Source organism: Pseudonocardia oceani (genome assembly GCF_019263585.2).
GTDB classification, from domain to species: Bacteria; Actinomycetota; Actinomycetes; order Mycobacteriales; family Pseudonocardiaceae; genus Pseudonocardia; species Pseudonocardia oceani.
Genome location: NZ_JADQDF010000001.1, coordinates 4,576,482 through 4,599,529 on the forward strand (window position 1 = coordinate 4,576,482; position 23,048 = coordinate 4,599,529).

At 74.4% G+C, this 23,048-nt stretch carries 20 protein-coding genes, 1 tRNA gene and 1 pseudogene; 15 read left to right on the forward strand and 7 right to left on the reverse strand.

Annotated elements, in window-relative coordinates:
* Positions 1–41 precede the first annotated feature (41 nt).
* Positions 42–1,403, reverse strand: a complete 1,362-nt coding sequence (locus I4I82_RS22960; protein ID WP_218589119.1) for a mycothione reductase — start codon at positions 1,401–1,403, stop codon at positions 42–44.
* Positions 1,404–1,515: 112 nt separating this feature from the next.
* Here I4I82_RS22960 and I4I82_RS22965 point away from each other — a divergent pair, with 112 nt between their 5' ends.
* Positions 1,516–1,980: a GNAT family N-acetyltransferase gene (locus I4I82_RS22965; protein ID WP_218589120.1), complete on the forward strand. Its 465-nt coding sequence runs from the start codon at positions 1,516–1,518 to the stop codon at positions 1,978–1,980.
* Between the two features lie 187 nt (positions 1,981–2,167).
* On the opposite strand, the pseudogene I4I82_RS35050 reads toward I4I82_RS22965, so the two are convergent.
* A pseudogene (locus I4I82_RS35050) lies at positions 2,168–2,791 on the reverse strand (SCO6745 family protein); the annotation flags it as partial.
* A 211-nt stretch (positions 2,792–3,002) separates the two neighbouring features.
* Between I4I82_RS35050 and I4I82_RS22975 the strand changes: the two are divergent.
* Entirely contained in the window at positions 3,003–3,470 is a 468-nt protein-coding gene (locus I4I82_RS22975; RefSeq protein WP_225920654.1) for a lipopolysaccharide assembly protein LapA domain-containing protein, read from the forward strand.
* A gap of 45 nt (positions 3,471–3,515) precedes the next feature.
* Here I4I82_RS22975 and panB read toward each other — a convergent pair whose 3' ends face one another.
* Positions 3,516–4,385 (reverse strand): 3-methyl-2-oxobutanoate hydroxymethyltransferase, encoded by an 870-nt coding sequence (gene panB / locus I4I82_RS22980; protein WP_218589122.1) that lies wholly within the window; start codon positions 4,383–4,385, stop codon positions 3,516–3,518.
* A 134-nt stretch (positions 4,386–4,519) separates the two neighbouring features.
* Between panB and I4I82_RS22985 the strand changes: the two genes are divergently transcribed.
* From I4I82_RS22985 to I4I82_RS23025, 9 genes are all read left to right on the forward strand, one after another.
* Positions 4,520–6,076, forward strand: coding sequence for an alpha/beta hydrolase (locus tag I4I82_RS22985; protein WP_218589123.1), 1,557 nt, complete (start codon positions 4,520–4,522; stop codon positions 6,074–6,076).
* Between the two features lie 65 nt (positions 6,077–6,141).
* Positions 6,142–7,485, forward strand: a complete 1,344-nt coding sequence (locus I4I82_RS22990) for a glutamine synthetase family protein (RefSeq protein WP_218589124.1) — start codon at positions 6,142–6,144, stop codon at positions 7,483–7,485.
* 54 nt (positions 7,486–7,539) lie between these two features.
* A complete protein-coding gene (locus tag I4I82_RS22995; RefSeq protein ID WP_218589125.1) occupies positions 7,540–8,370 on the forward strand; it encodes a GNAT family N-acetyltransferase in 831 nt (276 codons plus the stop codon).
* Positions 8,371–8,440: 70 nt separating this feature from the next.
* Positions 8,441–10,294 carry a DNA primase gene (gene dnaG, locus I4I82_RS23000; RefSeq protein ID WP_218596004.1) on the forward strand — a complete coding sequence of 618 codons (1,854 nt, stop codon included), beginning with the start codon at positions 8,441–8,443 and terminating at the stop codon, positions 10,292–10,294.
* Positions 10,295–10,364: 70 nt separating this feature from the next.
* Positions 10,365–10,913, forward strand: coding sequence for a hypothetical protein (locus I4I82_RS23005; RefSeq protein WP_218592788.1), 549 nt, complete (start codon positions 10,365–10,367; stop codon positions 10,911–10,913).
* Positions 10,910–11,671: a trans-aconitate 2-methyltransferase gene (locus I4I82_RS23010; RefSeq protein WP_218592789.1), complete on the forward strand. Its 762-nt coding sequence runs from the start codon at positions 10,910–10,912 to the stop codon at positions 11,669–11,671. The genes I4I82_RS23005 and I4I82_RS23010 overlap by 4 nt, the downstream gene beginning before the upstream one ends.
* A 146-nt stretch (positions 11,672–11,817) precedes the next feature.
* Positions 11,818–13,476, forward strand: a complete 1,659-nt coding sequence (locus tag I4I82_RS23015; protein ID WP_218592794.1) for an NAD(P)/FAD-dependent oxidoreductase — start codon at positions 11,818–11,820, stop codon at positions 13,474–13,476.
* The gene (locus tag I4I82_RS23020) at positions 13,473–14,906 is read left to right on the forward strand and encodes an ATP-binding protein (RefSeq protein ID WP_218592790.1); all 1,434 of its coding nucleotides are present in this window, start codon (positions 13,473–13,475) and stop codon (positions 14,904–14,906) included. Before I4I82_RS23015 ends, I4I82_RS23020 begins: the two co-directional genes overlap by 4 nt.
* 31 nt (positions 14,907–14,937) lie before the next feature.
* On the forward strand, positions 14,938–15,336 hold the full coding sequence (locus I4I82_RS23025) for an OsmC family protein (protein WP_218592791.1): 399 nt from the start codon (positions 14,938–14,940) through the stop codon (positions 15,334–15,336).
* Here the strand turns inward: I4I82_RS23025 and galK are convergent.
* From galK to I4I82_RS23045, 4 genes are all read right to left on the reverse strand, one after another.
* The gene (gene galK, locus I4I82_RS23030; protein WP_226370207.1) at positions 15,333–16,412 is read right to left on the reverse strand and encodes a galactokinase; all 1,080 of its coding nucleotides are present in this window, start codon (positions 16,410–16,412) and stop codon (positions 15,333–15,335) included. The two genes, I4I82_RS23025 and galK, sit on opposite strands and share 4 nt — an antisense overlap.
* Before the next feature lie 61 nt (positions 16,413–16,473).
* The gene (galT, locus tag I4I82_RS23035) at positions 16,474–17,547 is read right to left on the reverse strand and encodes a galactose-1-phosphate uridylyltransferase (RefSeq protein WP_218592796.1); all 1,074 of its coding nucleotides are present in this window, start codon (positions 17,545–17,547) and stop codon (positions 16,474–16,476) included.
* Between the two features lie 29 nt (positions 17,548–17,576).
* Entirely contained in the window at positions 17,577–18,344 is a 768-nt protein-coding gene (locus I4I82_RS23040; protein ID WP_218592792.1) for a DeoR/GlpR family DNA-binding transcription regulator, read from the reverse strand.
* Positions 18,345–20,318 carry a beta-galactosidase gene (locus tag I4I82_RS23045; protein WP_226370208.1) on the reverse strand — a complete coding sequence of 658 codons (1,974 nt, stop codon included), beginning with the start codon at positions 20,316–20,318 and terminating at the stop codon, positions 18,345–18,347.
* Between the two features lie 161 nt (positions 20,319–20,479).
* On the opposite strand from I4I82_RS23045, the gene I4I82_RS23050 reads away from it, so the two are divergent.
* The 4 genes from I4I82_RS23050 to I4I82_RS23065 all read left to right on the forward strand — a co-directional run bounded on the left by I4I82_RS23050 (position 20,480) and on the right by I4I82_RS23065 (position 23,048).
* Positions 20,480–20,551: transfer RNA gene (locus tag I4I82_RS23050), tRNA-Asn, on the forward strand.
* 36 nt (positions 20,552–20,587) lie between these two features.
* Positions 20,588–20,887: a hypothetical protein gene (locus I4I82_RS23055; protein WP_218594293.1), complete on the forward strand. Its 300-nt coding sequence runs from the start codon at positions 20,588–20,590 to the stop codon at positions 20,885–20,887.
* A 102-nt stretch (positions 20,888–20,989) separates the two neighbouring features.
* On the forward strand, positions 20,990–22,171 hold the full coding sequence (locus I4I82_RS23060; protein WP_218594294.1) for an ABC transporter substrate-binding protein: 1,182 nt from the start codon (positions 20,990–20,992) through the stop codon (positions 22,169–22,171).
* Positions 22,172–22,178: 7 nt separating this feature from the next.
* Positions 22,179–23,048: a branched-chain amino acid ABC transporter permease gene (locus I4I82_RS23065; RefSeq protein WP_218594295.1), complete on the forward strand. Its 870-nt coding sequence runs from the start codon at positions 22,179–22,181 to the stop codon at positions 23,046–23,048.

Here is a 23,048-nt window from a genome sequence, read left to right on the forward strand (position 1 = left end):
TCACCAACCGGCCCAGTATCCAGCATTCGCGCGCCGAGCTCCTACAGATCGAGCCCGAGCAGTGCGTTCTCGACCACTTCGGGCAGCGCAGGGTGGATCCAGTACTGGCCGGTGGCCATCTCGCGGGCGCCGGTGCCGAACGCCATGGCCTGGACCAGCGGTTGGACGACCGTGCTCGCCTGCGGACCCATCACGTGCGCCCCGAGGATCCTCCCCGTGCCGCGCTCGGCGATGACCTTGCAGAAGCCGGTCGTGTCCTCCATCGCCCAGCCGTAGGCGACGTCGCCGTAGGCCTGGACCTTGACGACGTGGTCGAGCCCCTGCTCCCGGCACTGCGCCTCGGTGAGCCCGACCGAGGCGATCTGCGGCGACGTGAACACCGCCGCGGGGACGGCGTGGTGGTTGGTCGTGCGCAGGTCGTCGGGGTGGGCGAGGTTGTGGGCGACGATCTTCGCCTCGTGGTTGGCGACGTGCTTGAGGGCGTAGGGCGAGCTGACGTCGCCGAGCGCGAACACGCCCTCGGCCGTGGTGCGCTGCTGCCCGTCGACGACGATCCGGCCGTCGGCGTGGACCTCGACCCCGGCCTTGTCGAGGTCGAGGCGGTCGCCGTTGGGGGTGCGGCCGGTGGCGACGAGGAGCAGGTCGCCCTGCACCGTCGACCCGTCCTCCAGCGTGAGCTCGACGCCGGCCGCGTCGTGGCGGGCCGCGGTGACCGGCTGCCCGAGCCGGACGTCCCAGCGGTCGCGCACGGCCGCGGTGAAGCGCTCCGCGACGGTCTCGTCCTGCGAGCGCAGCAGCTGCTGCCCGCGGCCGATGATCGTGACACGGGAGCCGAGCGCGGAGAAGACGTGCGCGAACTCGGCGCCGATGTACCCGGCGCCCACGATCAGCAGGTGCTCGGGCAGCGCGTCGATGCGCATCACGGTGTCGGACGTCTCGTAGGGCACGCCGGAGTCGGTGATCACGGCCGGGATCGCGGGACGCCCGCCCGCGGCGATGACGACGCGGTCGGCGGTGAAGGGCTCGGCCCCGTCGACGGAGATCTCCCGCGGGCCGGTGAACCGGGCGTGCCCCTCGTAGACGGTGACGTTGGGGCAGCGGTCGACGCGGTACTCGCGCCCGCCGGCGGAGATGGGGTCGATGCGGCCGAAGACGCGGTCGCGGATGTCGGTCCAGCGGACCTTGTCGACCGTCGCGTCGATGCCGTAGCGCGCGGCGTGCCGGATGTGCTCGGCGACGTCGGCCGGGTAGACGTACATCTTGGTGGGGATGCAGCCCACGTTCAGGCACGTGCCGCCGAACACCCCGTGCTCGACGATCGCCACGTCCAGGCGGTCGAAGCGCGGGTCGACGATGGAGTTGCCGGAGCCGGTGCCGATGACGGCCAGATCGTGGTGTCGCACCACCGGGAGGTTAGTCCGGCCTGCGACACGACGTGGCGCGCGAGTGGCCGGTACCGCACCCGGACGCCCGCCGGACCGGGTACCGGCGGCGCCCGTCTGGTAGGTAGAGGGCATGACCAACGACGTGATCGCGGCGACCGTCCACCGGGCCTGGGCGGCGGACCTCGATCCGCGGACGCTCTACGACCTCCTGCGGCTGCGGGTCGACGTGTTCGTCGTCGAGCAGTCCTGCGCCTACCCCGAGCTCGACGGCCGCGACCTCGAGGACCGCGCCCGCCACTACTGGCTCGGCGGCGACGGCCGCCCGGAGCCGGTCCTCGGCACGCTGCGCCTGCTCAAGGAGCCCGACGGCGAGCACCGCGTCGGGCGCGTCTGCACCGCGCCCTCGGCCCGCGGGCACGGGCTGGGCCGGCGCCTGATGGAGGCCGTGCTCGGCGAGGTCGGCTCGCGCCCGTGCGTCGTCGACGCGCAGGCGCACCTCGGCGACTTCTATCGCTCGCTGGGCTTCGAGCCCACGGGCGAGGCCTACGACTGGGACGGCGTGCCGCACGTCCCGATGCGCCGGCCCGGCCGCTGAACCCGGCCGCCGGGAGCTCAGCCCGCCGCCCGCTTGCGCGGGTCCGGCGGGAACGCCCCGGCCTCGACGCAGCGCCGCGACCAGGCCTCGAGCTCCGCGGTGACCGGCTCCAGCTCGGTGCCCAGCGCGCGGTCACCAGCGCCTCCTGCGACGCGTCGGTGGCGGCCTCGATGCCGTCGCGGACCGCGCGTCCGGTCTGCGTGATGGCGCCGTCGCCGAGCAGTCCGTCGGCCTCCAGCCGGGCGACGGCGGCCGCGGCCGCCGCCTCGGGCCACGCGCGGGTGCCGGAGTACTCGCCGACGGGGTAGCCCAGCCAGACCTCCATGAGCACGCCCATGCGCACCGGGTCGAGCCCGGCGGCGACGCACGCGGCGACGTGGCCGTCGCCGCGGTGCTCGCGCACGAGGTCGGCGGCGCGCCACAGGCGACCGAACGGGTCGGTGAGGCGCGGCTGCGCGCGCAGGGCGGAGAACAGCGGGCGGCCGCTGCCGTCGAGCCCGTCGACGGCGGCCTCCAGGACCCCCGCGACGCGGGCCGCGTCCTCGGCCGCGGCGTCGCCGAGGGCGGCCCGCAGGCTCGCCGCGGTGGCGGCGTCGCGCAGCGCGATCAGCTCCGGCAGCGGCACGAGCGCGCGGCCCGCTGTCCACATCGCATCGACGAGCCCGGGCTCGAACACCGCGAACGCCGCCGCGACGACGGCCGAGGGCACCTCGCCCAGCGGCGCGGCCCGGCCGGTGACGTAGCCGGTGAGGAAGTCGTGGCCCCGTGCGGCGAGCGCCGCGTTGACCGGCTCGGACCAGACGGCGTGCATCGCCACCGGCTCCAGCGCGTCGCGCAGGGCGCGCGCCGGGGTCGCGGCGGGCCCCGGGACGGTGGCGGGGGAGTCGGGCGGAGCGGCGAAGAAGGCGTCCCGGGCGGCGGCGTGGTCCACGTCCGGACGTTAACCGACCGTGCTCCGCCTCACACGGCAGGTTGCGGGATACTCCGCGGCGCAACCGCGCAACGACAGGAGTGGTGACGGCATGAGCGAGGACCCGACCCGGGCGACCCGATCTGGCGGGCCGAGCTACGGGAGCGTCGGTCCGAACGACCCGCACGCCGATCCGGCCACCGACCCCGGCATGCGCCCGGTCGGCCCGCCCGCCGGTCCCGACGGCCAGACCGTCGCGGTGCCGCAGGACCCGGACACCGCACCCGTGCCGACCACCCCGCCGGCGCGGCGCGACCCGGTCGCCGTCGGCCACTCCCGCACGGGCGGGCTGTGGACGGGGCTGATCCTCTCGGCGATCGTCGGCATCTTCCTGCTGGTGTTCATCCTGCAGAACAACGTGCCCGTCGTGATCGAGTTCCTGGGCCTGTCCGGCGCGCTGCCGCTGGGCGTGGCGCTGCTGCTGGCCGCGATCGCCGGGCTGCTGCTCGTCGCCATCCCGGGCGGGCTGCGGATCCTGCAGCTGCGCCGGTTGGCGAAGGGCGCGGGCCGCCAGGGGTAGGTCACCGCACGGGCACGCGTCGGCGCGTGCCCGTGCGGGAGGTCCTCAGGAGTACGAGTGCTCGGCGTCGGGGTACTCCCCGCCGCGCACCTCGTCGCCGAACCGCTGCGCGGCGTCGAGCAGGATCGACCCGACGTCGGCGTACTGCCGCACGAACCGCGGCTTGCGGCCCCGGTTCATGCCGGCCATGTCCGACCAGACGAGCACCTGCGCGTCGCAGTCGGGGCCGGCGCCGATGCCGATCGTGGGGATGGCGAGCTCACCGGTGACGCGCTTGGCGACGTCGGCGGGCACCATCTCCAGCACGACGCCGAACGCGCCGGCGGCCTGCATGGCCAGGGCGTCCTCGATGAGCTTCTCCCCGGCGTCGCCGCGGCCCTGGATGCGGAAGCCGCCCAGCGCGTGCTCGCTCTGCGGGGTGAAGCCGAGGTGGGCCATCACCGGGATGCCGGACGCCGTGAGCGCCTCGACCTGCGGGGCGAACCGCGCCCCGCCCTCGAGCTTGACGGCGTGCGCGCCGCCCTCCTTCATGAAGCGGAAGGCGGTGGTGAGCGCCTGCTCGGGGCTGATCTGGTAGCTGCCGAAGGGCAGGTCGGCCACGACGAGTGCCTGCTGCGAACCGCGGACGACGGCCTTGACCAGCGGCATCAGCTCGTCGACGGTGACCGGGATGGTGTTGTCGTAGCCGTAGACGTTGTTGCCGGCGGAGTCGCCGACGAGCAGCACCGGGATGCCGGCCTCGTCGAAGATCTCCGCGGAGTACACGTCGTAGGCGGTGAGCATCGGCCAGCGCTCGCCGCGGTCCTTCATCTCCCGCAGGTGGTGCACGCGCGTGCGCCTGGGCTTGGCGGCGGCCTCGCGGTAGGGGGCCTGCACCTCGGTGCCGGCGCTCTGGGCTGCTGCGTTGTCAGACATCGTTGTCCGTCCTCCCTCGAGGCCCTCGCGGGTCCCCGGGTTGTCAGGTGGTGACGATCCGAAGCGTGACAGCCCGGCGGCGCCGCGGCACCGGTGAGCGACGGAGTTCACACGGCCTGGCATGATCGCGGCCGATGGACGTCCGCCGCGCCGCCCCCGCCGCCGCCCTCGCCGTACTGGCTCTGGTCGCCGCGTGCACCACCACGACCGGGGGTCGCGGGGCCGCCGCGGCCGGCGCCGCACCGCCCGGGCTCGAGGCGTTCTACGACCAGGACCTGAGCTGGGGGCCGTGCGTCTCCTTCGCCGTCACGGCCGACGACGCCGTGGCCTACGCCGACCCGGCGCTGGACTGCGGGCGCGTCACGGTGCCGCTGGACTACGCGCAGCCGGGCGGCGAGACGGCCACGATCGCGGTGCTGCGCAAGCGCGCCACGGGTGACCGCATCGGCTCGCTGCTGATCAACCCGGGCGGGCCCGGCGCGTCGGGCATGAGCTTCGCCCCGTCGATCGCCGGCCAGATCGCGGGCACGCCGCTCGCCGAGCGCTTCGACCTCGTCGGGTTCGACCCGCGCGGCGTCGGGTCGAGCGAGCCCGCGATCGACTGCGAGACCGACGCCGAGCGCGACGAGGAGCGCGCCGACATCGACGTCGACGGCTCGCCGGAGGGCGTCGCGGTCCTGGAGGCCGACTCGCAGGAGTTCGTCGACCGCTGCGTCGAGCGCGTCGGGGTGGACGTGCTGGCCAACGTCGGCACCCGCGACGTCGTCCGCGACCTCGACGTCGTCCGCGCCGCGCTCGGCGACGACGAGCTGACGTTCCTGGGCTACTCGTACGGCACCTTCATCGGCGCGAAGTACGCCCAGGCGTTCCCGCGCAACGTCCGCGCGCTCGTGCTCGACGGCGCCGTCGACCCGGCCCAGAGCGCGGTGGAGAGCGCGGTGGCGCAGAACGCCGGGTTCCAACTCGCGTTCGACGCGTTCGCCGCCGACTGCACGACCCAGCCCGGCTGTGCGCTGGGCACCGACCCGGCGCAGGCCGTCGACGCGTTCAGGGCGCTGGTCCTGCCGCTCTACGACGCACCCGCGGCCGTGCCCGACGGCCGCACCCTGGGCTACGCCGACGCCATGACCGGCGTCATCCAGGCGCTCTACAGCGAGCAGCTGTGGGAGCCGCTGCGGCTCGGGCTCTCCGAGCTGACCGCCGGTCAGGGCCGCGTGCTCATGCTGCTCGCCGACCTCTACGAGAGCCGCGCCGACGACGGCACCTACGACGACTCGCTCGAGGCCTTCCCGGTGATCAGCTGCCTGGACGAGGAGCGGCTCACCGACCCGGCGGTGTTCCTGGAGATCGACACGCGGGCCCGGGAGGTCGCGCCCTTCCGCGACGACGGCCGCGGCCCGACCGCCGCCCGCCCGCCGTGCGCGTTCTGGCCGGTGCCGCCCACCACCGAGCCGTCGCTGCCGTCGGTCGAGGGGCTGCCGCCGGTGCTCGTGATCTCGGTGACCGGCGACCCGGCCACCCCGTACGAGGCGGGCGTGCGCCTGGCCGACCAGATCGGCGGCGTCCTGCTGTCGGTGGAGGGCAACCAGCACACCGTCGCGCTGTCGGGGGTGCCGTGCGTCGACGACGTCGTCACGCGCTACCTGGTCGACCTCGAGGCGCCCGATGACGGCACGAGCTGCACGATCTGACGACGTCGACCGCCGTGACCGGCCACGAAACACGTTCGTAACGCGGCGTTCCTAGGCTCCGGCCCATGGATCGCCAGCAGGAGTTCGTGCTCCGCACGCTCGAGGAACGCGACATCCGCTTCGTGCGGCTGTGGTTCACCGACGTGCTCGGTTACCTCAAGTCGGTCGCGGTCGCCCCCGCCGAGCTGGAGGGGGCCTTCGCCGAGGGCATCGGGTTCGACGGCTCCGCGATCGAGGGCTTCGCGCGCGTCTACGAGTCGGACATGGTCGCCCGCCCCGACCCGTCGACGTTCCAGGTGCTGCCCTGGGAGACGGCGTCGGGCGAGCACTACTCGGCCCGCATGTTCTGCGACATCGCCATGCCCGACGGCTCGCCGTCCTGGGCCGACCCCCGCCACGTCCTGCGCCGCGCCCTGAGCAAGGCCGCCGAGGCGGGCTTCACCTGCTACGTCCACCCCGAGATCGAGTTCTACCTGCTGCGCGACCTCACCTCCGACGGCACGGAGCCGGTGCCCGCCGACAACGGCGGCTACTTCGACCAGGCCAGCCACGACGTCGCCCCGCACTTCCGGCGCAACGCGATCGAGACGCTGGAGTCGATGGGCATCTCCGTCGAGTTCAGCCACCACGAGGGCGGCCCGGGCCAGCAGGAGATCGACCTGCGCTACGCCGATGCGCTGACGATGGCCGACAACATCATGACCTTCCGGTACGTGGTGAAGGAGGTCGCGATCACGCAGGGTGTGCGGGCGTCGTTCATGCCCAAGCCGTTCTCCGCGCACCCCGGCTCGGCGATGCACACGCACTTCTCGCTGTTCGAGGGCGACCGCAACGCCTTCCACGACCCGAACGACCCCTACGAGCTGTCCGAGACGGGCAAGGCGTTCGTCGCGGGGGTGCTGCGCCACGCGCGCGAGATCAGCGCCGTCACCAACCAGTGGGTCAACTCCTACAAGCGCCTGATCACCGGCGGGGAGGCGCCAACGGCCGTGTCGTGGGGCCACGCCAACCGCTCCGCGCTCGCGCGCGTGCCGATGTACTCGCCCGGGAAGTCCTCGACGCGGCGCGTGGAGATCCGCACGCTCGACACCGCGTGCAACCCCTACCTGGCGTTCGCGGTGATCCTCGGGGCCGGCCTGCAGGGCGTCGCCAAGGGCTACGAGCTGGGCCCGGCCACCGAGGACGACGTGTGGTCACTCACCGACACCGAGCGCCGCGCCATGGGCTACGAGCCGCTGCCGCAGAACCTCACCGAGGCGCTGCACGCGATGGAGGGCTCCGAGCTCGTCGCCGAGATCCTGGGCGAGCACGTGTTCGACTTCTTCCTGCGCAACAAGCGGGCGGAGTGGGACGCCTACCGGCGCAACGTCACCCCGTACGAGCTGGCCACCTACCTGCCGGTCCTCTAGGGGGAACGGGGAAATCGGGACGGTCCCGCCCCGCCGCGGTGGGACCATCGGCCCATGCGCGTCACCCTCCACGAGTCGGTCGCGGCGTTCGCCGCCGCGGCCGGCCCGCTCTACGCCGCCGACCCGGCGCGGCACACGATCGCGCTCACGGTCCTCGACCGGCTGCAGTCCCGGGGCGACCGCGCCGCGCTGCTGCTCACCGTCGCCCTCGACGGGGAGACCGTCGGCGCGCTGCTGCAGGAGCGGGGCCGGCCCGCCACGGCGTCGGCGCTGCCGCCCGCCATGGCCACGGCGGCCGAGCGGGCCGTCGACGCCGACCTGCCCGCCGTCAACGGGCCGGTGGCGGAGGTCGAGGCGTTCGCGGCCGCCCACACCGCCCGCACCGGCCTGCGCTCGGAGGTCGCGATGCGGATGCGGCTGTTCCGCCTGGTCGCGCTCGTGCCGCCGTCGGCGGTGCCGGGGTGCGCGCGCGTCGCCGGGCCGGGGGACGTCGACCTCGTCACCGGCTGGCAGACGGCGTTCACCGCCGAGGCCATCAGCTCGCCCGACCCGCCCGCCGACCCGCGGCCCGGCGTCGTCGAGTCGATGGAGCGGGGGGCCGGGCACGTGCTGTGGGAGATCGACGGCCGGCCGGTCGCGTACGCCTCGGCGCGGCGCCCGGTGGGGCCGATGTCGCGGATCGGGCCGGTGTACACCCCGCCCGGGCACCGCGGGCACGGCTACGGCACGGCGGTCACGGCCGCGGCCACCGCGTGGGCGACCGGGGCGGGGGCGCGGGAGGTCGTCCTGTTCACCGACCTGGCCAACCCCGTCAGCAACGCGATCTACCCGCGGATCGGCTTCCGGCCCGTCCTCGACGCGCTGGAGCTGCGGTTCGTGCCCTGACCGGGCCCCCTCGTGCGCGCCGACCACGGCTCGGGCCGGGGCCGCCGCGCACGGGCCTAGACTCGGGGCCGTGGCGGGACGCATCCGGGATTCGGACATCACCGAGGTCCGCGACCGCACCCGCATCGACGAGGTCATCGGCGACTACGTGGCGCTGCGGCGGGCGGGCGCGGGATCGCTCAAGGGGCTGTGCCCGTTCCACGACGAGAAGTCGCCGAGCTTCAACGTCCGGCCGACGCACGGCACGTTCCACTGCTTCGGCTGCGGCGAGGGCGGCAGCGTCTTCGACTTCGTGATGAAGATCGAGGTCGTCGGGTTCGCCGAGGCCGTGGAGCGGCTCGCCGACCGCATCGGGTTCCGGCTCACCTACACCGGCGGCGGCGCCTCGGTGCAGCGCGACCGCGGCACCCGCTCGCGGCTGCTGGAGGCCAACAAGCGCGCCGCGGAGTTCTACGCCGAGCTGCTGGGCACGCCCGAGGGCGCGCCCGGCGTCGAGTTCCTCACCTCGCGCGGGTTCGACGCCGCCGCGGCCGAGCGGTTCGGCTGCGGCTGGGCGCCCGCGGGCTGGGACCGGCTCACCAAGCACCTGCTCGCCGGCGGGTTCTCCCTCGACGAGCTGATCAAGGCGGGGCTGTCGAAGGAGGGCAGGCGCGGGCCGATCGACCGGTTCCACCGCCGCCTGCTGTGGCCGATCCGCGACCTCGGCGGCGAGGTCGTCGGCTTCGGCGCCCGGCGGATCTTCGACGACGACGGCATCGACGCCAAGTACCTCAACACCGCCGACTCGCCGGTCTACCGCAAGACCAACGTGCTGTTCGGGCTCGACCTCGCCAAGCGCGAGATCGCCAAGCGGCGCCAGGTCGTCGTCGTCGAGGGCTACACCGACGTCATGGCCATGCACCTCGCGGGCGTGCCGACGGCCGTCGCCTCCTGCGGCACGGCGTTCGGCACCGAGCACATCGCGGTGATCCGCCGCCTCATCGGCGACGACTCGTTCGACCTCGGCGAGGTCATCTACACCTTCGACGGCGACGCGGCCGGGCAGGCCGCGGCGCTCAAGGCGTTCGAGGGGGAGCAGAGCTACACGGGCCAGACCTACGTGACGATCGCCCCCGACGGCCAGGACCCGTGCGAGCTGCGCCAGACCCACGGCGACACCGCCGTGCGCGACCTGGTGGCCCGCCGCGAGCCGCTCTACGAGTTCGTCATCCGCTCGATGCTGCGCGAGCACGACCTGGAGACGCCCGAGGGGCAGACGGCGGCGCTGCGCCGCGCGGTTCCGCTGGTCGCGCGGATCAAGCGCGAGGACCTGCGCGACGAGTACGCGCGCCGCCTCGCCGGATGGACCGGCTGGCCCGACGAGTTCGCGGTCGTCCGCCGCGTCCGCGAGGAGTCCGGGACGCCGCAGGAGAAGGTGCGCGGCCGCCGCGACGCGCCCGCCCCGCCCCCGCGCGACGACCCCCGCCTGCACCTGCAGCGCGAGGCCCTCAAGGCTGCGCTGCAGCTGCCCGCGATCGCCGGCCCCGCCTACGACGAGCTGCCCGAGCAGGTGTTCAGCCACCCCGCGCTGGCGGGCGTCCACCGGGCGGTGCAGGCCGCGGGCGGCGTGTGCGCGGGGCTGGAGGGCTCGACCTGGCTCGACGCGGTGAGCGCGGAGTGCGTGCCGGAGTCGCGGCCGCTGGTGCACGAGCTGGCCGTGGAGCCGCTGCAGATGCCGCGGCGCGGGATGGAGGAGGCGCGGTACGTGGGGAGCGTGGTCGCCGGCGTGAAGCTGGCCCTGGTCGAGGCGCAGGTCGCGGAGCTGAAGGGGCGGCTGCAGCGCACCAACCCGCTGGAGGACGCCGACGCCTACCACCAGCTGTTCGGCGACCTGGTGCCGCTGGAGCAGTACCGGATCGCACTGCGCGAGCAGGCGTCGCGGTGAGCGGCTGCGCCACCCGTGAGTGGCGACCGTTGCCAGAGCCCTGGTTCGCACTCACGAGGGGGGTCCGGCGATGAGCCGCCCGATCCGGCTCAACCCGCTGAAGGCGATCCGCAGGGTGCTGGGCCGCGACGAGCTGCCCGCCGGCTTCACCGGCGAGCTGGAGCCCGACGAGCGGGTCCTCGCCGTCGCGCCGATGCCCGACGGCGCGAGCTGCGTCGTCACCTCCTGGGGCATCTGGACGCCGGACGGGGACGGCGCGCACCGCGTCGGCTGGCACCGCGTCAGCAAGGCCATCTGGGACGCAGGCGTGATCGCGCTCGTCGAGGCCGACGAGGAGGCCGCCGGGGGAGCGGTGATCCTCACCGACCGGCCCGTGCGCCGGATCCGCCTCACCGAGCCCGGGCGCGTGCCCGAGGTCGTGCAGGAGCGCGTCACCGCCTCGATCCGCAGCCGCCACCACCGCGAGCTGCCCGGCGGCGGCGCGTGGTTCGTGCAGCGCAAGGTCCCCGGGCGCGACGGCGTGGTCCTGCAGGTGCGGCCCGACCCCGGCACCGACCCCGCCGCCGTCCGCCAGGTCGCCTCCGACGCCGCGGCCGCGCTCGGCCTGGGTCCGTCGTGACGTCCTGGGACCCGGCGCTCTACCGCACCTTCGACGACCACCGCTCCCGCCCGTTCCACGACCTGCTCGCGCGCATCGGTGCGGTCGAGCCGCGCAGGGTCGTCGACCTCGGCTGCGGCCCGGGCCACCTCACCGCGCTGCTCTCGGCGCGCTGGCCGGGCGCCGCGGTCACCGCGCTCGACTCGTCACCGGAGATGGTCGCGGCCGCCCGCGGGAACGGCGTCGACGCCGAGCTCGCCGACGCCGCCGACTGGACGCCCGCACCCGACACCGACGTCGTCGTCACCAATGCGGTGCTGCAGTGGGTGCCCGGGCACCTGGCGCTGCTGCCGCGCTGGCTCGGGGCGCTGCCGTCGGGGGCGTGGTTCGCGATGCAGGTGCCCGGCAACTTCTCGGCGCCCTCGCACCACCTCGTCCGGGAGGTCCTCGACCAGCCGCGCTGGCGGGGGCTGGTGGACGTGCGCGACGAGGACGCACTGCCCGAGCCGGCCGCGTACGCCGACCTGCTCGTGGGCACCGGCGCGGAGGTCGACGTCTGGGAGACGACCTACCTGCACCGCCTCTCCGGCGCCGACCCGGTGCTGCGCTGGATCAGCAGCACCGCCCTGCGCCCCGTCCGCGACGCCCTGCCGGGCGCGGAGTACGACCGCTTCCGCGAGGAGTTGGCGCCCCGGCTGCGCGGCGCCTACCCGCCCCGCCCCGACGGCACGACCTGGTTCCCGTTCCGCCGGGTCTTCGCCGTCGCGCGGACCGCCTGACCCTCCCCGGCGGCGGCGCGGCGGCTGCGCCGGACGTCCGACCGCCCCGGCCCCGGATCGGGGTAGGTTCGATCCCGGCGTGCAGCGTCGCGCGCACCGCCGCGTCCGTCGAACGTCGTCAGGGAGTCCGCGTGTCCCAACCCGCCGTGAGCAAGCCCGTCCTCCTGACGGTCGACGACGACCCCGGCGTCAGCCGCTCGGTGGCGCGCGACCTGCGCCGCCGCTACGGACAGGACCACCGCATCGTCCGGGCCGAGTCGGGCGCCGACGCGCTCGAGGCCCTGCGCGAGCTGGTGCTGCGCGGGGAGCCCGTCGCGGCGATCCTCGCCGACTACCGGATGCCGGGCATGAACGGCATCGAGTTCCTTGAGCAGGCCATGGACATCGCGCCGCACGCCCGCCGCGCCCTGCTCACCGCCTACGCCGACACCGACGCCGCGATCCAGGCCATCAACGTCGTCGACGTCGACCACTACCTGCTCAAGCCCTGGGACCCGCCGGAGGAGAAGCTCTACCCCGTCGTCGACGCGCTGATCGAGACCTGGCGCGCGGTCGGCCAGCGGCCCGTCGACGAGATCCGGGTGGTGGGCCACCGCTGGTCGGCCGAGTCGTTCGCCGCGCGCGACTTCCTGGCCCGCAACGCCGTGCCCTACCGCTGGTACAGCAGCGACGACGCCGAGGGCGCCCGCCTGCTCGACGCCGCGGGCGCGGGCGCCGACGACCTGCCCGTGATCATCACCGTCGACGGCACCGCGCTGCGCGCCCCCACCGACGCCCAGATCGCGTCGGCGTGCGGGCTCACCGTCGACCCGGCCACCGACTTCTACGACCTCATCGTCATCGGCGGCGGCCCGGCCGGGCTCGGCTCGGCGGTGTACGGGGCGTCGGAGGGGCTGCGGACGGTGCTGGTCGAGCGCCAGGCCACCGGCGGCCAGGCGGGGCAGAGCTCCCGCATCGAGAACTACCTCGGCTTCCCCGACGGCGTCTCCGGCGCGCAGCTCACCGACCGCGCGCGGCGCCAGGCCGCCAAGTTCGGGGCCGAGGTGCTGACGGCGCGCGACGTCGTGGCGCTGGAGGTGCGCGGCTCGGCCCGCGTCGTGACGTTCGGCGACGGGTCGGAGATCGCGGCGCACGCCGTCGTGCTGGCCACCGGCGTCGCCTACCGCAGCCTCGACGCCCCGGGCGTCGCCGAGCTCGCCGGCCGCGGCGTCTACTACGGCTCGGCCGCCACCGAGGCCCCGGCGTGCGCGGGGCAGGACGTCTACATCGTCGGCGGCGCCAACTCCGCCGGGCAGGCCGCGGTGTTCTTCTCCAGGCACGCGCGGACGGTCACCGTTCTGGTGCGCGGCCCGGACCTGGAGGCGTCGATGTCGCACTACCTGATCAAGCAGCTCGACGCGATCGAGAACGTGGCGGTGCGCACCGGCACCGAGGTCGCGGAGGCCTGCGGCGACGGGCACCTGGAGCGCCTGGTGCTGTCGGACCGGACGTCGGGGGAGAAGGAGACGGTCGACGCGGGCGCGATGTTCGTGTTCATCGGGGCCGCGCCGCGCACCGACTGGCTCGACGGCGTCGTCGTCCGCGATGCCCGGGGCTTCGTCCCCACCGGTCCCGACCTCACCCACGGCGGCGGCCCGCCGCCCGGCTGGACGCTCGACCGCGACCCCTACCACCTGGAGTCGAGCGTGCCCGGGGTGTTCGTGGCGGGCGACGTGCGGTCGGAGTCGGTCAAGCGGGTGGCGTCGGCGGTCGGCGAGGGTGCGATGGCGGTGACGCTGGTGCACCGGTACCTGGCGGAGCAGTGACCACCCGGGCCGACCTGCGGACGCTGTTCCTGTTCGAGGCTCTCACCGACGAGCAGCTCGCGTGGGTGTCCGAGCACGCCGACGAGGTCGACGTGGGCGCGGGGAACGACATCGTCGTCGAGGGCGATCCGGCGGACTGCTTCTACGTCCTCTACGCCGGCACCGTCGCGATGAGCCGCATGATCGCCGGCGACCCCGTGGAGACCACGCGCACCGACCACCGCGGGGTCTACTTCGGCGCCGTCCAGTTCTACCTCGACGACGAGAGCGCCCGGACCTACCCGGCGTCGGTCCGGGCGGTCACCGACTGCTGCGTGCTCGCGCTGCCGGCGCGGGAGTTCGCCGCGGAGTTCAGCCGCTGGTTCCCGATGGCGGTGCACCTGCTGGAGGGGATGATCCTCGGGCTGCGCAAGGGCGGGCAGATCACCGCCGAGCGCGAGCGCCTGCTCGCGCTGGGCAAGCTGTCGGCGGGGCTCACCCACGAGCTCAACAACCCGGCCGCGGCCGCGGGGCGCGCGGCCGACGCGCTGCGCGACAAGGTCACCGGCATGCGCAACAAGCTGGCCATGATCGCCGACGGGCGGATTGCCGGCCCGCAGCTGCACAAGCTGGTGATGGCGCAGGACGAGTTCGTCAAGAAGGTCCGCCACGCCCCGGCGCTGTCGCCGATCGAGACCTCCGACCGCGAGGACGAGCTCGGCGACTGGCTCGACGACGCCGGCATCAGCGGCGGCTGGGACCTCGCCCCGGTGTTCGTCGCGGGCGGGCTGGAGGTCTCCGACCTCGACGCCGTGCGCACCGCGAGCGACCCGGCGGTGCTGGAGGGCGCGATCCGCTGGCTCGCCTACACGGTGGAGACCGAGAGCCTGCTGCGTGAGATCACCGACGCCACCAGCCGGATCTCCGACCTCGTGCTGGCGGCCAAGCAGTACTCGCAGATGGACCGCGCGCCGTTCCGGTTCGTCGACGTCCACGAGGGCCTCGACGCCACGCTCGTGATGTTCGGGCGCAAGCTCGCCACCGCCGACGGCACGGGCGAGGGCGGTGTGCGGATCGTCCGCGAGTACGACCGGTCGCTGCCGCCGATCCCGGCCTACGCCGCCGAGCTCAACCAGGTGTGGACCAACATCATCGACAACGCGGTCGACGCGATGGGCGGCGCCGGCACGCTGACGGTCCGCACTGCGCGCGACGAGGACCGCGTGCTCGTCGAGATCGGCGACTCCGGCCCGGGCATCCCGCCCGAGGTGCGGCAGCGGATCTTCGAGCCGTTCTTCACGACCAAGGGCGTCGGCAAGGGCACCGGCCTGGGGCTCGACGTCAGCTACCGCGTGGTGGTCTCGCGCCACCACGGCGACATCGCCGTGGTCTCGCAGCCCGGGGACACCCGGTTCCAGGTCCGCCTGCCGATCACGGAGGCGCCCGCATGACCCCGGCCCGGACGACCCAGGAGCAGCAGCCATGACCATGCAGATGCCGATGGCCGCGGCCGACGCGCGCATCACCCCGTCCGGGCCGGTCGTGCTCGACCTCGGCGGCCACTCCGTCGTCGTCGACCACGAGGAGGCCGGGCCCACCCCGCTCGAGCTGATGACGGGCGCGCTGGCGGCGTGCAGCGCGATGTCGGCGCGCACCCACCTGGCCCGCGACGGCGACATCGGTGACGTCGAGGTGGTCGTCACCCTCGACGCCGGCCCGCCCACCCTGTTCTACCGGCGGGTGCTGCTGCCGTTCTCGCTGAGCACCGCCGACGCCCACCGCCTCGCCGACGCCCTGGAGCGCACGGAGCTGACGATGATGCTGCGCCCGTCGTTCCAGATCCGGACGTCGGTGGAGCACGCGGGCGAGGTTGTCAACTAGCCGTCCCGGCCCGCCCCCGCGCTCGGCTCGGCCGTCCGCACGTCGGGCGCGTCGAGCCGGGCGCGGGCGAACGCCGTCCGCACCGCGTCGGTGACGGCGTCGGCCCGGTCGACCGGCACCAGCGCGATCGCCGAGCCGCCGAACCCGCCGCCGGTCATCCGCGCGCCCAGCGCCCCGGCGGACCGGGCGACCTCGACGGCGAGGTCGAGCTCCGCGCACGACACCTCGTAGTCGCGCGACAGGGAGGCGTGCGAGGCGTCGAGCAGGGGGCCGATGTCGCGCAGCCGCCCGTCGTCGAGCAGGGCGACGACCTCGCCGACCCGCGCGATCTCGCTCACGACGTGCCGCGCGCGGGGGAGGAGGTCGGCGTCGAGGGCGTCCAGGTCGTCGGCGGTCGCGTCGCGCAGGCTCGACATGCCGAGCGCGGCCGCGGCCTTCTCGACGGCCGTGCGCCGCGCCCCGTACTGCCCGTCGGCGAGGTGGTGGCGGATCCGGGTGTCGATGACGAGGACGGCGAGCCCGTCGTCGGCGGGGGCGAAGGGGACCTGCCGCGTCGACCCGTCGCGGGTGTCGAGCAGCAGTGCGTGGCCGGCGGTGCACAGCAGCGCCGCGGCCTGGTCCATGCCGCCGGTGGCCGCGCCGACGACCTCGTTCTCGGCGCGCACGCAGGCCCGCGCGAGCTCGTCGCGGGGCAGGCCCAGCCCGAACAGCTCGTCGGCGGCCACGGCCACCGCGCACTCCAGCGCCGCCGACGACGAGAGCCCGGCGCCGAGCGGGACGGTCGCGGTGACGGTCAGGTCCATCCCGCCGACGGGGTGCCCGGCGTCGCGCAGGGCCCAGAGCACGCCGGCGGCGTACCCGGCCCAGCCCGCGGGGGAGCCGGGACCGACGTCGTCGAGCGCGACGTCGACGCCGCCCCGCTCGGCATCACTGCGCGCGGTCAGCCGCCCGTCGGTGCGCACCGACGCCTCGACGACGGTGCGCTCGGCCAGCGCGAACGGCAGGCACAGGCCCTGGGCGTAGTCGACGTGCTCGCCGATGAGGTTGACCCGGCCGGGCGCGGACCAGCGGCTCACGCGGCACCTCCGGTGCTCGTGAGCGGCAACCGTGGCCCTGGCGACGATCGCCGCTCACGGGTCACGGGCCCGCCTCCCTCAGCCGCTCCGCGATCCGCTCCGGCGAGGCGTCGTTGAGCCACGCCGCCATCCCCGACTCCGACCCGGCCAGGTACTTCAGCTTGCCCGGCGCCCGGCGCAGCGAGAACAGCTGCAGGTGCAGGCGGGTGAGGTCGCGCCCGGTGTGCACCGGCGCCTGGTGCCAGGCCGCGATGTAGGGCGGGTCCTCGCTCCCCGGCCCGAAGTAGCGCTCGACGCGCCCGAGCAGGTCGCGGTAGACCACGGCCAGCTCGGCGCGCTCGTCCTCGTCGAGGGCGGCCAGGTCGGGCACCGGGCGGTGCGGCACCAGGTGCGCCTCCACCGGCCAGCGCGCCGCGGCGGGCACGAACGCCGTCCAGTGCTCCCCGTCGACGACGACGCGCGTGCCGGCCCTGCGCTCGCTGCCCAGCACGTCGTCGAACAGGTCGCGACCGGTGCGCTGGCGGTGCGAGCCCGCGCGGTGGAGCAGCTGCGCGGTGCGGGGCGTGACGTAGGGGTAGCCGAACACCTGCCCGTGCGGGTGCTGCAGCGACACCCCGATCTCGACGCCGCGGTTCTCGAACGCGAACACCTGCTCGACGCCCCGGCGCGCCGACAGCTCCGCGGTGCGGTCGGCCCACGCCTCGATCACCGTGCGGACCCGCTCGACCGGCAGCGCGGAGAACGCGGCGGTGTGGTCGGAGGTGAAGCAGACGACCTCGGCGGTGCCGGTGGCCGGGCGCTGGGGCCAGAGCGGGTCGCCGTCGACCTCGGGCGGCACCGGCGCGCTGCCCTCGCCGAAGGAGGGGAAGCGGTTGTCGAACACGACGACGTCGTAGTGGTCCGACGGGATCTCCGACGCCTCGTGGCCCGGCTTCGTCGGGCACAGCGGGCACAGGTCGGCGGGCGGCATGAACGTGCGGTTCATGCGGTGCGCGGCGATCGTGACCCACTCGCCGGTGAGCACGTCGAAGCGCATCACCGACCCGTGCTCGACGACGGGCAGGTCGCGGGTGTCGGGCGGCGGCACGCGCCCGGGGCTCTCGTCGTAGTAGCGCAGGGTGCGGCCGTCGGCCATGGGCGCGTCGGTCCGGTGGACGGTGTCCTTCACGACGCCAGCACCAGCCGTCCGCACGTCTCGTCCAGCGTGCGGCGCGCGGCCGGCTCCAGGCCGTCGTCGCTGACCAGCACGTCCACCTCGTCCAAGGCCGCGATCGTGCTCAACCCCACCACCCCCCACTTCGAGTTGTCGGCCACCACGGCCACCCGCCGGGCGCTGGCGACCAGCGCCCGGTTGGTCTCGGCCTCGGCCAGGTTCGGCGTGGTGAAGCCGGCCCCGACGTCCATCCCGTGCACCCCCATCAGCAGCCAGTCGACGTGCAGCCCGCGCAGCGCGTTCACTGCGACCGGCCCGACGAGCGCGTCCGACGGCGTCCGCTCCCCGCCGGTGAGCACGACGCACAGGTCGCTACGCGCGGACTCGTGCAGCACCTCGGCGACCCGCAGCGAGTTGGTGACGACCGTGAGCCGCGGGATCGCGACGAGCTCGGCGGCGACGGCGTGCGTGGTCGTGCCCGCCGACAGCGCGACCGACGCCCCCGGCTCGATCAGCGCGACCGCGGCCCGCGCGATCGCCTGCTTGGCGTCGGTGTGCAGGCCCGACTTCGCCGCGAACCCCGGCTCCTCGACGCTCGACCCGGCGGCCGTCGCGCCGCCGTGGACGCGCGTGACCAGGCCCCGCGCGGTGAGCACCTCGATGTCGCGGCGCACCGTCATGTCGGAGACGCCGAGGCGCTCCACCAGGTCGGACACGCGCACCCCACCGGTGCTGCGGACCTCGTCGAGGATCAGTTCCTGGCGTTGTCGGGCGAGCATTCAGCGACCTTCCCGGACCACGGCCGCGGACGCCGGCGCGACGGTCACGGTACCGGTGACGGCCGCGCCGCCCAGCAGTTCGGTGCCCGTCGCCGGCACGGTGACCGGCCGGTCGCCGCGGTTGAGCACGAACAGGTAGTGCCCGCGCCGGACCACCTCCACACCCTCCTGCGGCTCGTCGAGCCGGGCGACGCCGGCGTCGCGGGTGAGGCGGTCGGCGAGCGCGGTGGTGGCCGCGTGGTCCAGGCGCGTGGCGACGTACCAGGCCGAGCCCGCGCCCACGGTCCGGCGCGTGACCGCCGGGGTGCCGGGCAGCGGGCCGTCGGCGTAGCGGGCGACGACCTCGGCGTCGGTCACGCCCAGCACCTCGGTCCACAGGTCGGCGCTGCCGCCGTCGTCGAGCGTGACGGTCGCACCCGCCGGCAGCGGCGTGAACTCCTCCGCGCGCACGCCGAGCAGGTCGCGGAACGCGCCCGGGTAGCCGCCGAGGCGCACGTGGTCGTGCCCGTCGACGATGCCGGAGAAGTAGGTGACGAGCACCGTGCCCCCGGCCGCGGCGAACGCCTCCAGCGTCGGCGCGACGCGGTCGGAGCACAGGTACAGCGTCGGCACCACGACGATCTTGTACGCCGACAGGTCCGACCCCGGGTGCACGACGTCGGCCGTGGCGCCCAGCTCCGTGAGGGCGCGGTGCCAGCGGTGTGCGGCGTCGATCGCGCGCAGCTCGCTGCTGGGGTGCGAGTCCAGGTCACAGGCCCAGCGCGACTCCCAGTCGTAGAGGAGGGCGACGTCGGCCCGCACCGGCTCTCCGGCGACCTCGCCGATCGCGGCCAGCGCCGCCCCGAGCCCGACGACCTCGCGGAACCGCGCCGAGTCGCGCCCGGCGTGCGGCACGAGCGCGGAGTGGAACTTCTCCCCGCCCGCCTTCGACGCGCGCCACTGGAAGAACCCGATGCCGTCGGCGCCGCGGGCGACCTGGCGCAGCGAGTCGACGAGCAGCTCGCCCGGCTGCTTCGTGATGTTGACCGGCTGCCAGTTGACCGCCGACGTCGCCGACTCCATCAGCAGCCACGGCCGTCCGCCCGCCGTGCCGCGCGTGAGATCGGCGGCGAAGGCCTGCTCGGCGTGCGGGTGCGCGAGCCGGTGGTCGAGGTAGTGGTCCTGGCTGACGACGTCCATCTCCGGGCCCCAGCCGAAGTAGTCCTGCTCGTACTGGTGGTCGGCCACCATGAAGTTCGTGGTGACGGGCACGTCGGGGGAGTGGCGGCGCAGCACGTCGCACTCGGCGCGGTAGTGGCCCAGCCACGCGTCGGAGGAGAAGCGGGCGAAGTCGAGCTCCTGGGTCGGGTTGGGCACCGCGGGGGTGATCCGCGGCGGCAGGACCTCGTCGAAGCTCGTGTAGTGCTGGCTCCAGAAGGCGGTGCCCCACGCCTCGTTCAGCGCTTCGACGTCGCCGTAGCGGTCGGCGAGCCAGACGCGGAACGCCGCCGCGCTGACGTCGGACCAGTCCTTGCCGATGTGGCAGCCCAGCTCGTTGCTGACGTGCCACATCCGCACGGCGGGGTGGCTCCCGTAGCGCCGCGCCATCTGCTCGACCAGGCGCAGCGCGTACTCGCGGAACACCGGCGAGGACGGGACGAACGACTGCCGGCTGCCCGGCCAGAGCGTGCGCCCCTCCCTGTCGACGGGCAGGACCTCCGGGTGCCGGGCGGTCAGCCACGGCGGGGGCGCCGCGGTGGCCGTCGCCATGTCGATCGCGATACCGCCCTCGTGGAGCAGGCCCACGACCTCGTCGAACCACCCGAAGTGGAACTCGCCCGGACGCGGTTCGAGCAGGCCCCAGGAGAAGACACCGAGGGTCACGAAGCCGACCCCGGCCTCCTGCATCAGGGCGACGTCCTCGCGCCACACCGACCGCGGCCACTGCTCGGGGTTGTAGTCGCACCCCAGGGAGATCCCGTCGAACGGAAGCACGCTCGTCCCTTCGTCGCGATGCGACGAGTATCCACACGATCACACAAGAACGCACATCGAGGGCCGCGGGAGCCTGGTGCCCACCCCCACCCCCGCCCGGGCCGCCGGGGGCGGTGCGCTACGCTTTCCAAGCCGATCGGGGCGGTGCCCCGGCGATACGGTCCTCCGTAGCTCAACGGCAGAGCACCCGACTGTTAATCGGGCGGTTACTGGTTCGAATCCAGTCGGAGGAGCAACAACCCCCAGTTCAGCGGCCGTATCCTCGGTGCGTGGAGCACCGCGATCCGGGACCCGACAGCGTCGACCATCGGGTCACCGCACTGCGCGGGATCCTCAACGCCTGGGACCCGATCGGCATCATCGAGGACGGCGAGCCGGCCGACGAGTACGACTGCCTGATCGCGCCGGTACTCGACCTGGTGGCGCACGGCGCGGGCCCCCGGGAGGTCGAGACCTTCCTGCGGACGGAGCTCGCCGACCACTTCGGGCTCGATCCCGAGCGGCACGCCGCCGGTGTCGAGGCGGTGGCGCACGACGCAGTCGACCTGCGGACCCGCGACGGCGGCTGAGCCCCGCACCGGCGCCGCATCACGGACGCGTCGCGGTCCCCTTGCGCCCACCGGTCTGCGGTGTCAGGCTCCGCGCGATCTTTCCAGCGTCGGGAGGCTGCCGTGTTCGGTCCGGTCAAGAAGCTCGCGGTCGTCCTGGCCGCAGGTGCGCTCCTCGCGGCGGGGTGCGCCGAGGAGCAACCCGCCCCGGGAGCGCAGGGCGGCGGGAGTGAGGACGGGCCGTTCCGGATCGGTGCGGTCCTGGACATCACCGGAGCCGGGGCCAGCCTGGGCGTGCCCGAGCGCGACACCCTGACGCTGCTCGCCGACCAGCTCAACGCCGAGGGCGGCATCGACGGCCGGCAGGTCGAGCTGATCATCGAGGACAACGCCTCCACCGAGGACGGCGCCGCCCGCGCCGCCTCGAAGCTGATCACCGAGGACCAGGTCGACATCCTGCTCGGCGCCAGCCGGACCGGCCCGAGCCTGGCCATGCGGCCGATCGCGGAGTCGACCCCGCTCCCGATGATCTCGCTGGCGGCGAACGCCGCGATCGTCAACGGGTCGGAATGGGTGTTCAAGACCGCCCAGAACGACTCGGTGGTCATCGAGAACATCGTCCGGGACGCCGCGGCCAAGGGCTACACGACCCTCGCGCTGGCCCGCGACGCGTCCGGGTTCGGCGAGGGCGTGCAGCAGCTGTTCGACGAGATCGGCGCGCCGTCCGGGGTCAGCGTCGTGGCCGTCGAGAGCTTCGCGCCCGACGCCACCGACTTCACCGCGCAGATGGTCAACATCCGCAACGCGAACGCCGACGCCGTCGTCATCTGGGGCATCCCGCCGGCCGCGGGCCTGGCGCAGAAGGCCTACGCGCAGCTCGGCGTCGGCAAGCCCGTCTACCAGAGCCACGGCATCGGCAACCAGGTCTTCCTCGACACCGCCGCGGAGAGCGCGGACGGCCTCGTCGCGCCGCTGGGCCGCCTGGTCGTCGCCGACCAGCTGCCCGCCGACGACCCGCAGAAGCAGGTCATCACCGACTTCGTCGCCGACTACCGCGGCGCCTACGGCGCCGCGCCGTCGACGTTCGCCGGACACGCCTACGACGGCTGGCAGCTGGCCGTGGACGCACTGCGGGCCGCGGGCACCGACCCGGAGGCACTGCGCGAGCACCTCGAGGGCGTCACCGACTTCGTCGGGGTCTCCGGCACGTTCACCATGACCGCCGAGGACCACAGCGGGCTGCAGGCCGACGACCTCGTGCTGGTGACCGTGCGCGACCAGCAGTTCCAGCTCGCCACCCCGTGACCCGCTGATGGGAGACCTGCTCCAGTTCACGATCGCCGGGCTGTCCCAGGGAGCGGTCTACGCGCTGGTGGCGATGGGCTTCGTGGCGGTGTTCTCCGTCAGCGGGGTGATCAACCTGGCGCAGGGCGAGTTCGCCGCGATTGGGGGACTCGTCGCGCTGTCGGGCGTCGGCGCCGGCCTGCCGCTGCCGCTGGCGCTGGTGGTGGCGCTGCTGGTCGTCGCCCTGGTGGCGGTGCTCATGCAGCGGCTGGCGATCGCGCCCGTCCGGCGCATGACGACGCTCGTGTCGATCATCCTGACTCTCGGCGTCTCCACCGCGCTCAAGGCCCTGATGCTGCTGCTCTACGGGCCGCAGGGGCGCGGGCTGCCCCCACTGCCGGGGCCGGACCTCGTCATCGGCGGGGTGTCGGTGCGCGCCCAGGAGCTGTGGATCCTCGGCGTCACCGCCGTCGTGGCGGTCGCGGTGACGGTGTTCTACGACCGCACGATGCTGGGCAAGGCGCTGCGGGCCTGCGCGGAGCAGCCCGTCGCGGCCCGGCTCGTCGGGATCTCGCCCGTCGCGGCGGCCACCGTCGCGTTCGCGGTGGCCGGGCTGCTCGGGGCCGTCGCCGGGGTGCTGGCCAGCCCGATCCAGCTCACCCAGTGGGACTCCGGGCTGCTGCTCGGGCTCAAGGGCTTCGTCGCCGCGACCCTGGGCGGGCTCGTGTCCATCCGCGGCGCGGTGCTCGGCGGGCTGGTGCTCGGCGTGCTGGAGTCGCTGGTCGCGGGCTACGTCGACTCCGGCTACCGCGACGCGGTGGCGTTCGTCCTGCTCATCGTGGTCCTGGTGGCCCGGCCCGGCGGCGTGTTCGGCCGGCACGCGCAGGCGAGGGTCTAG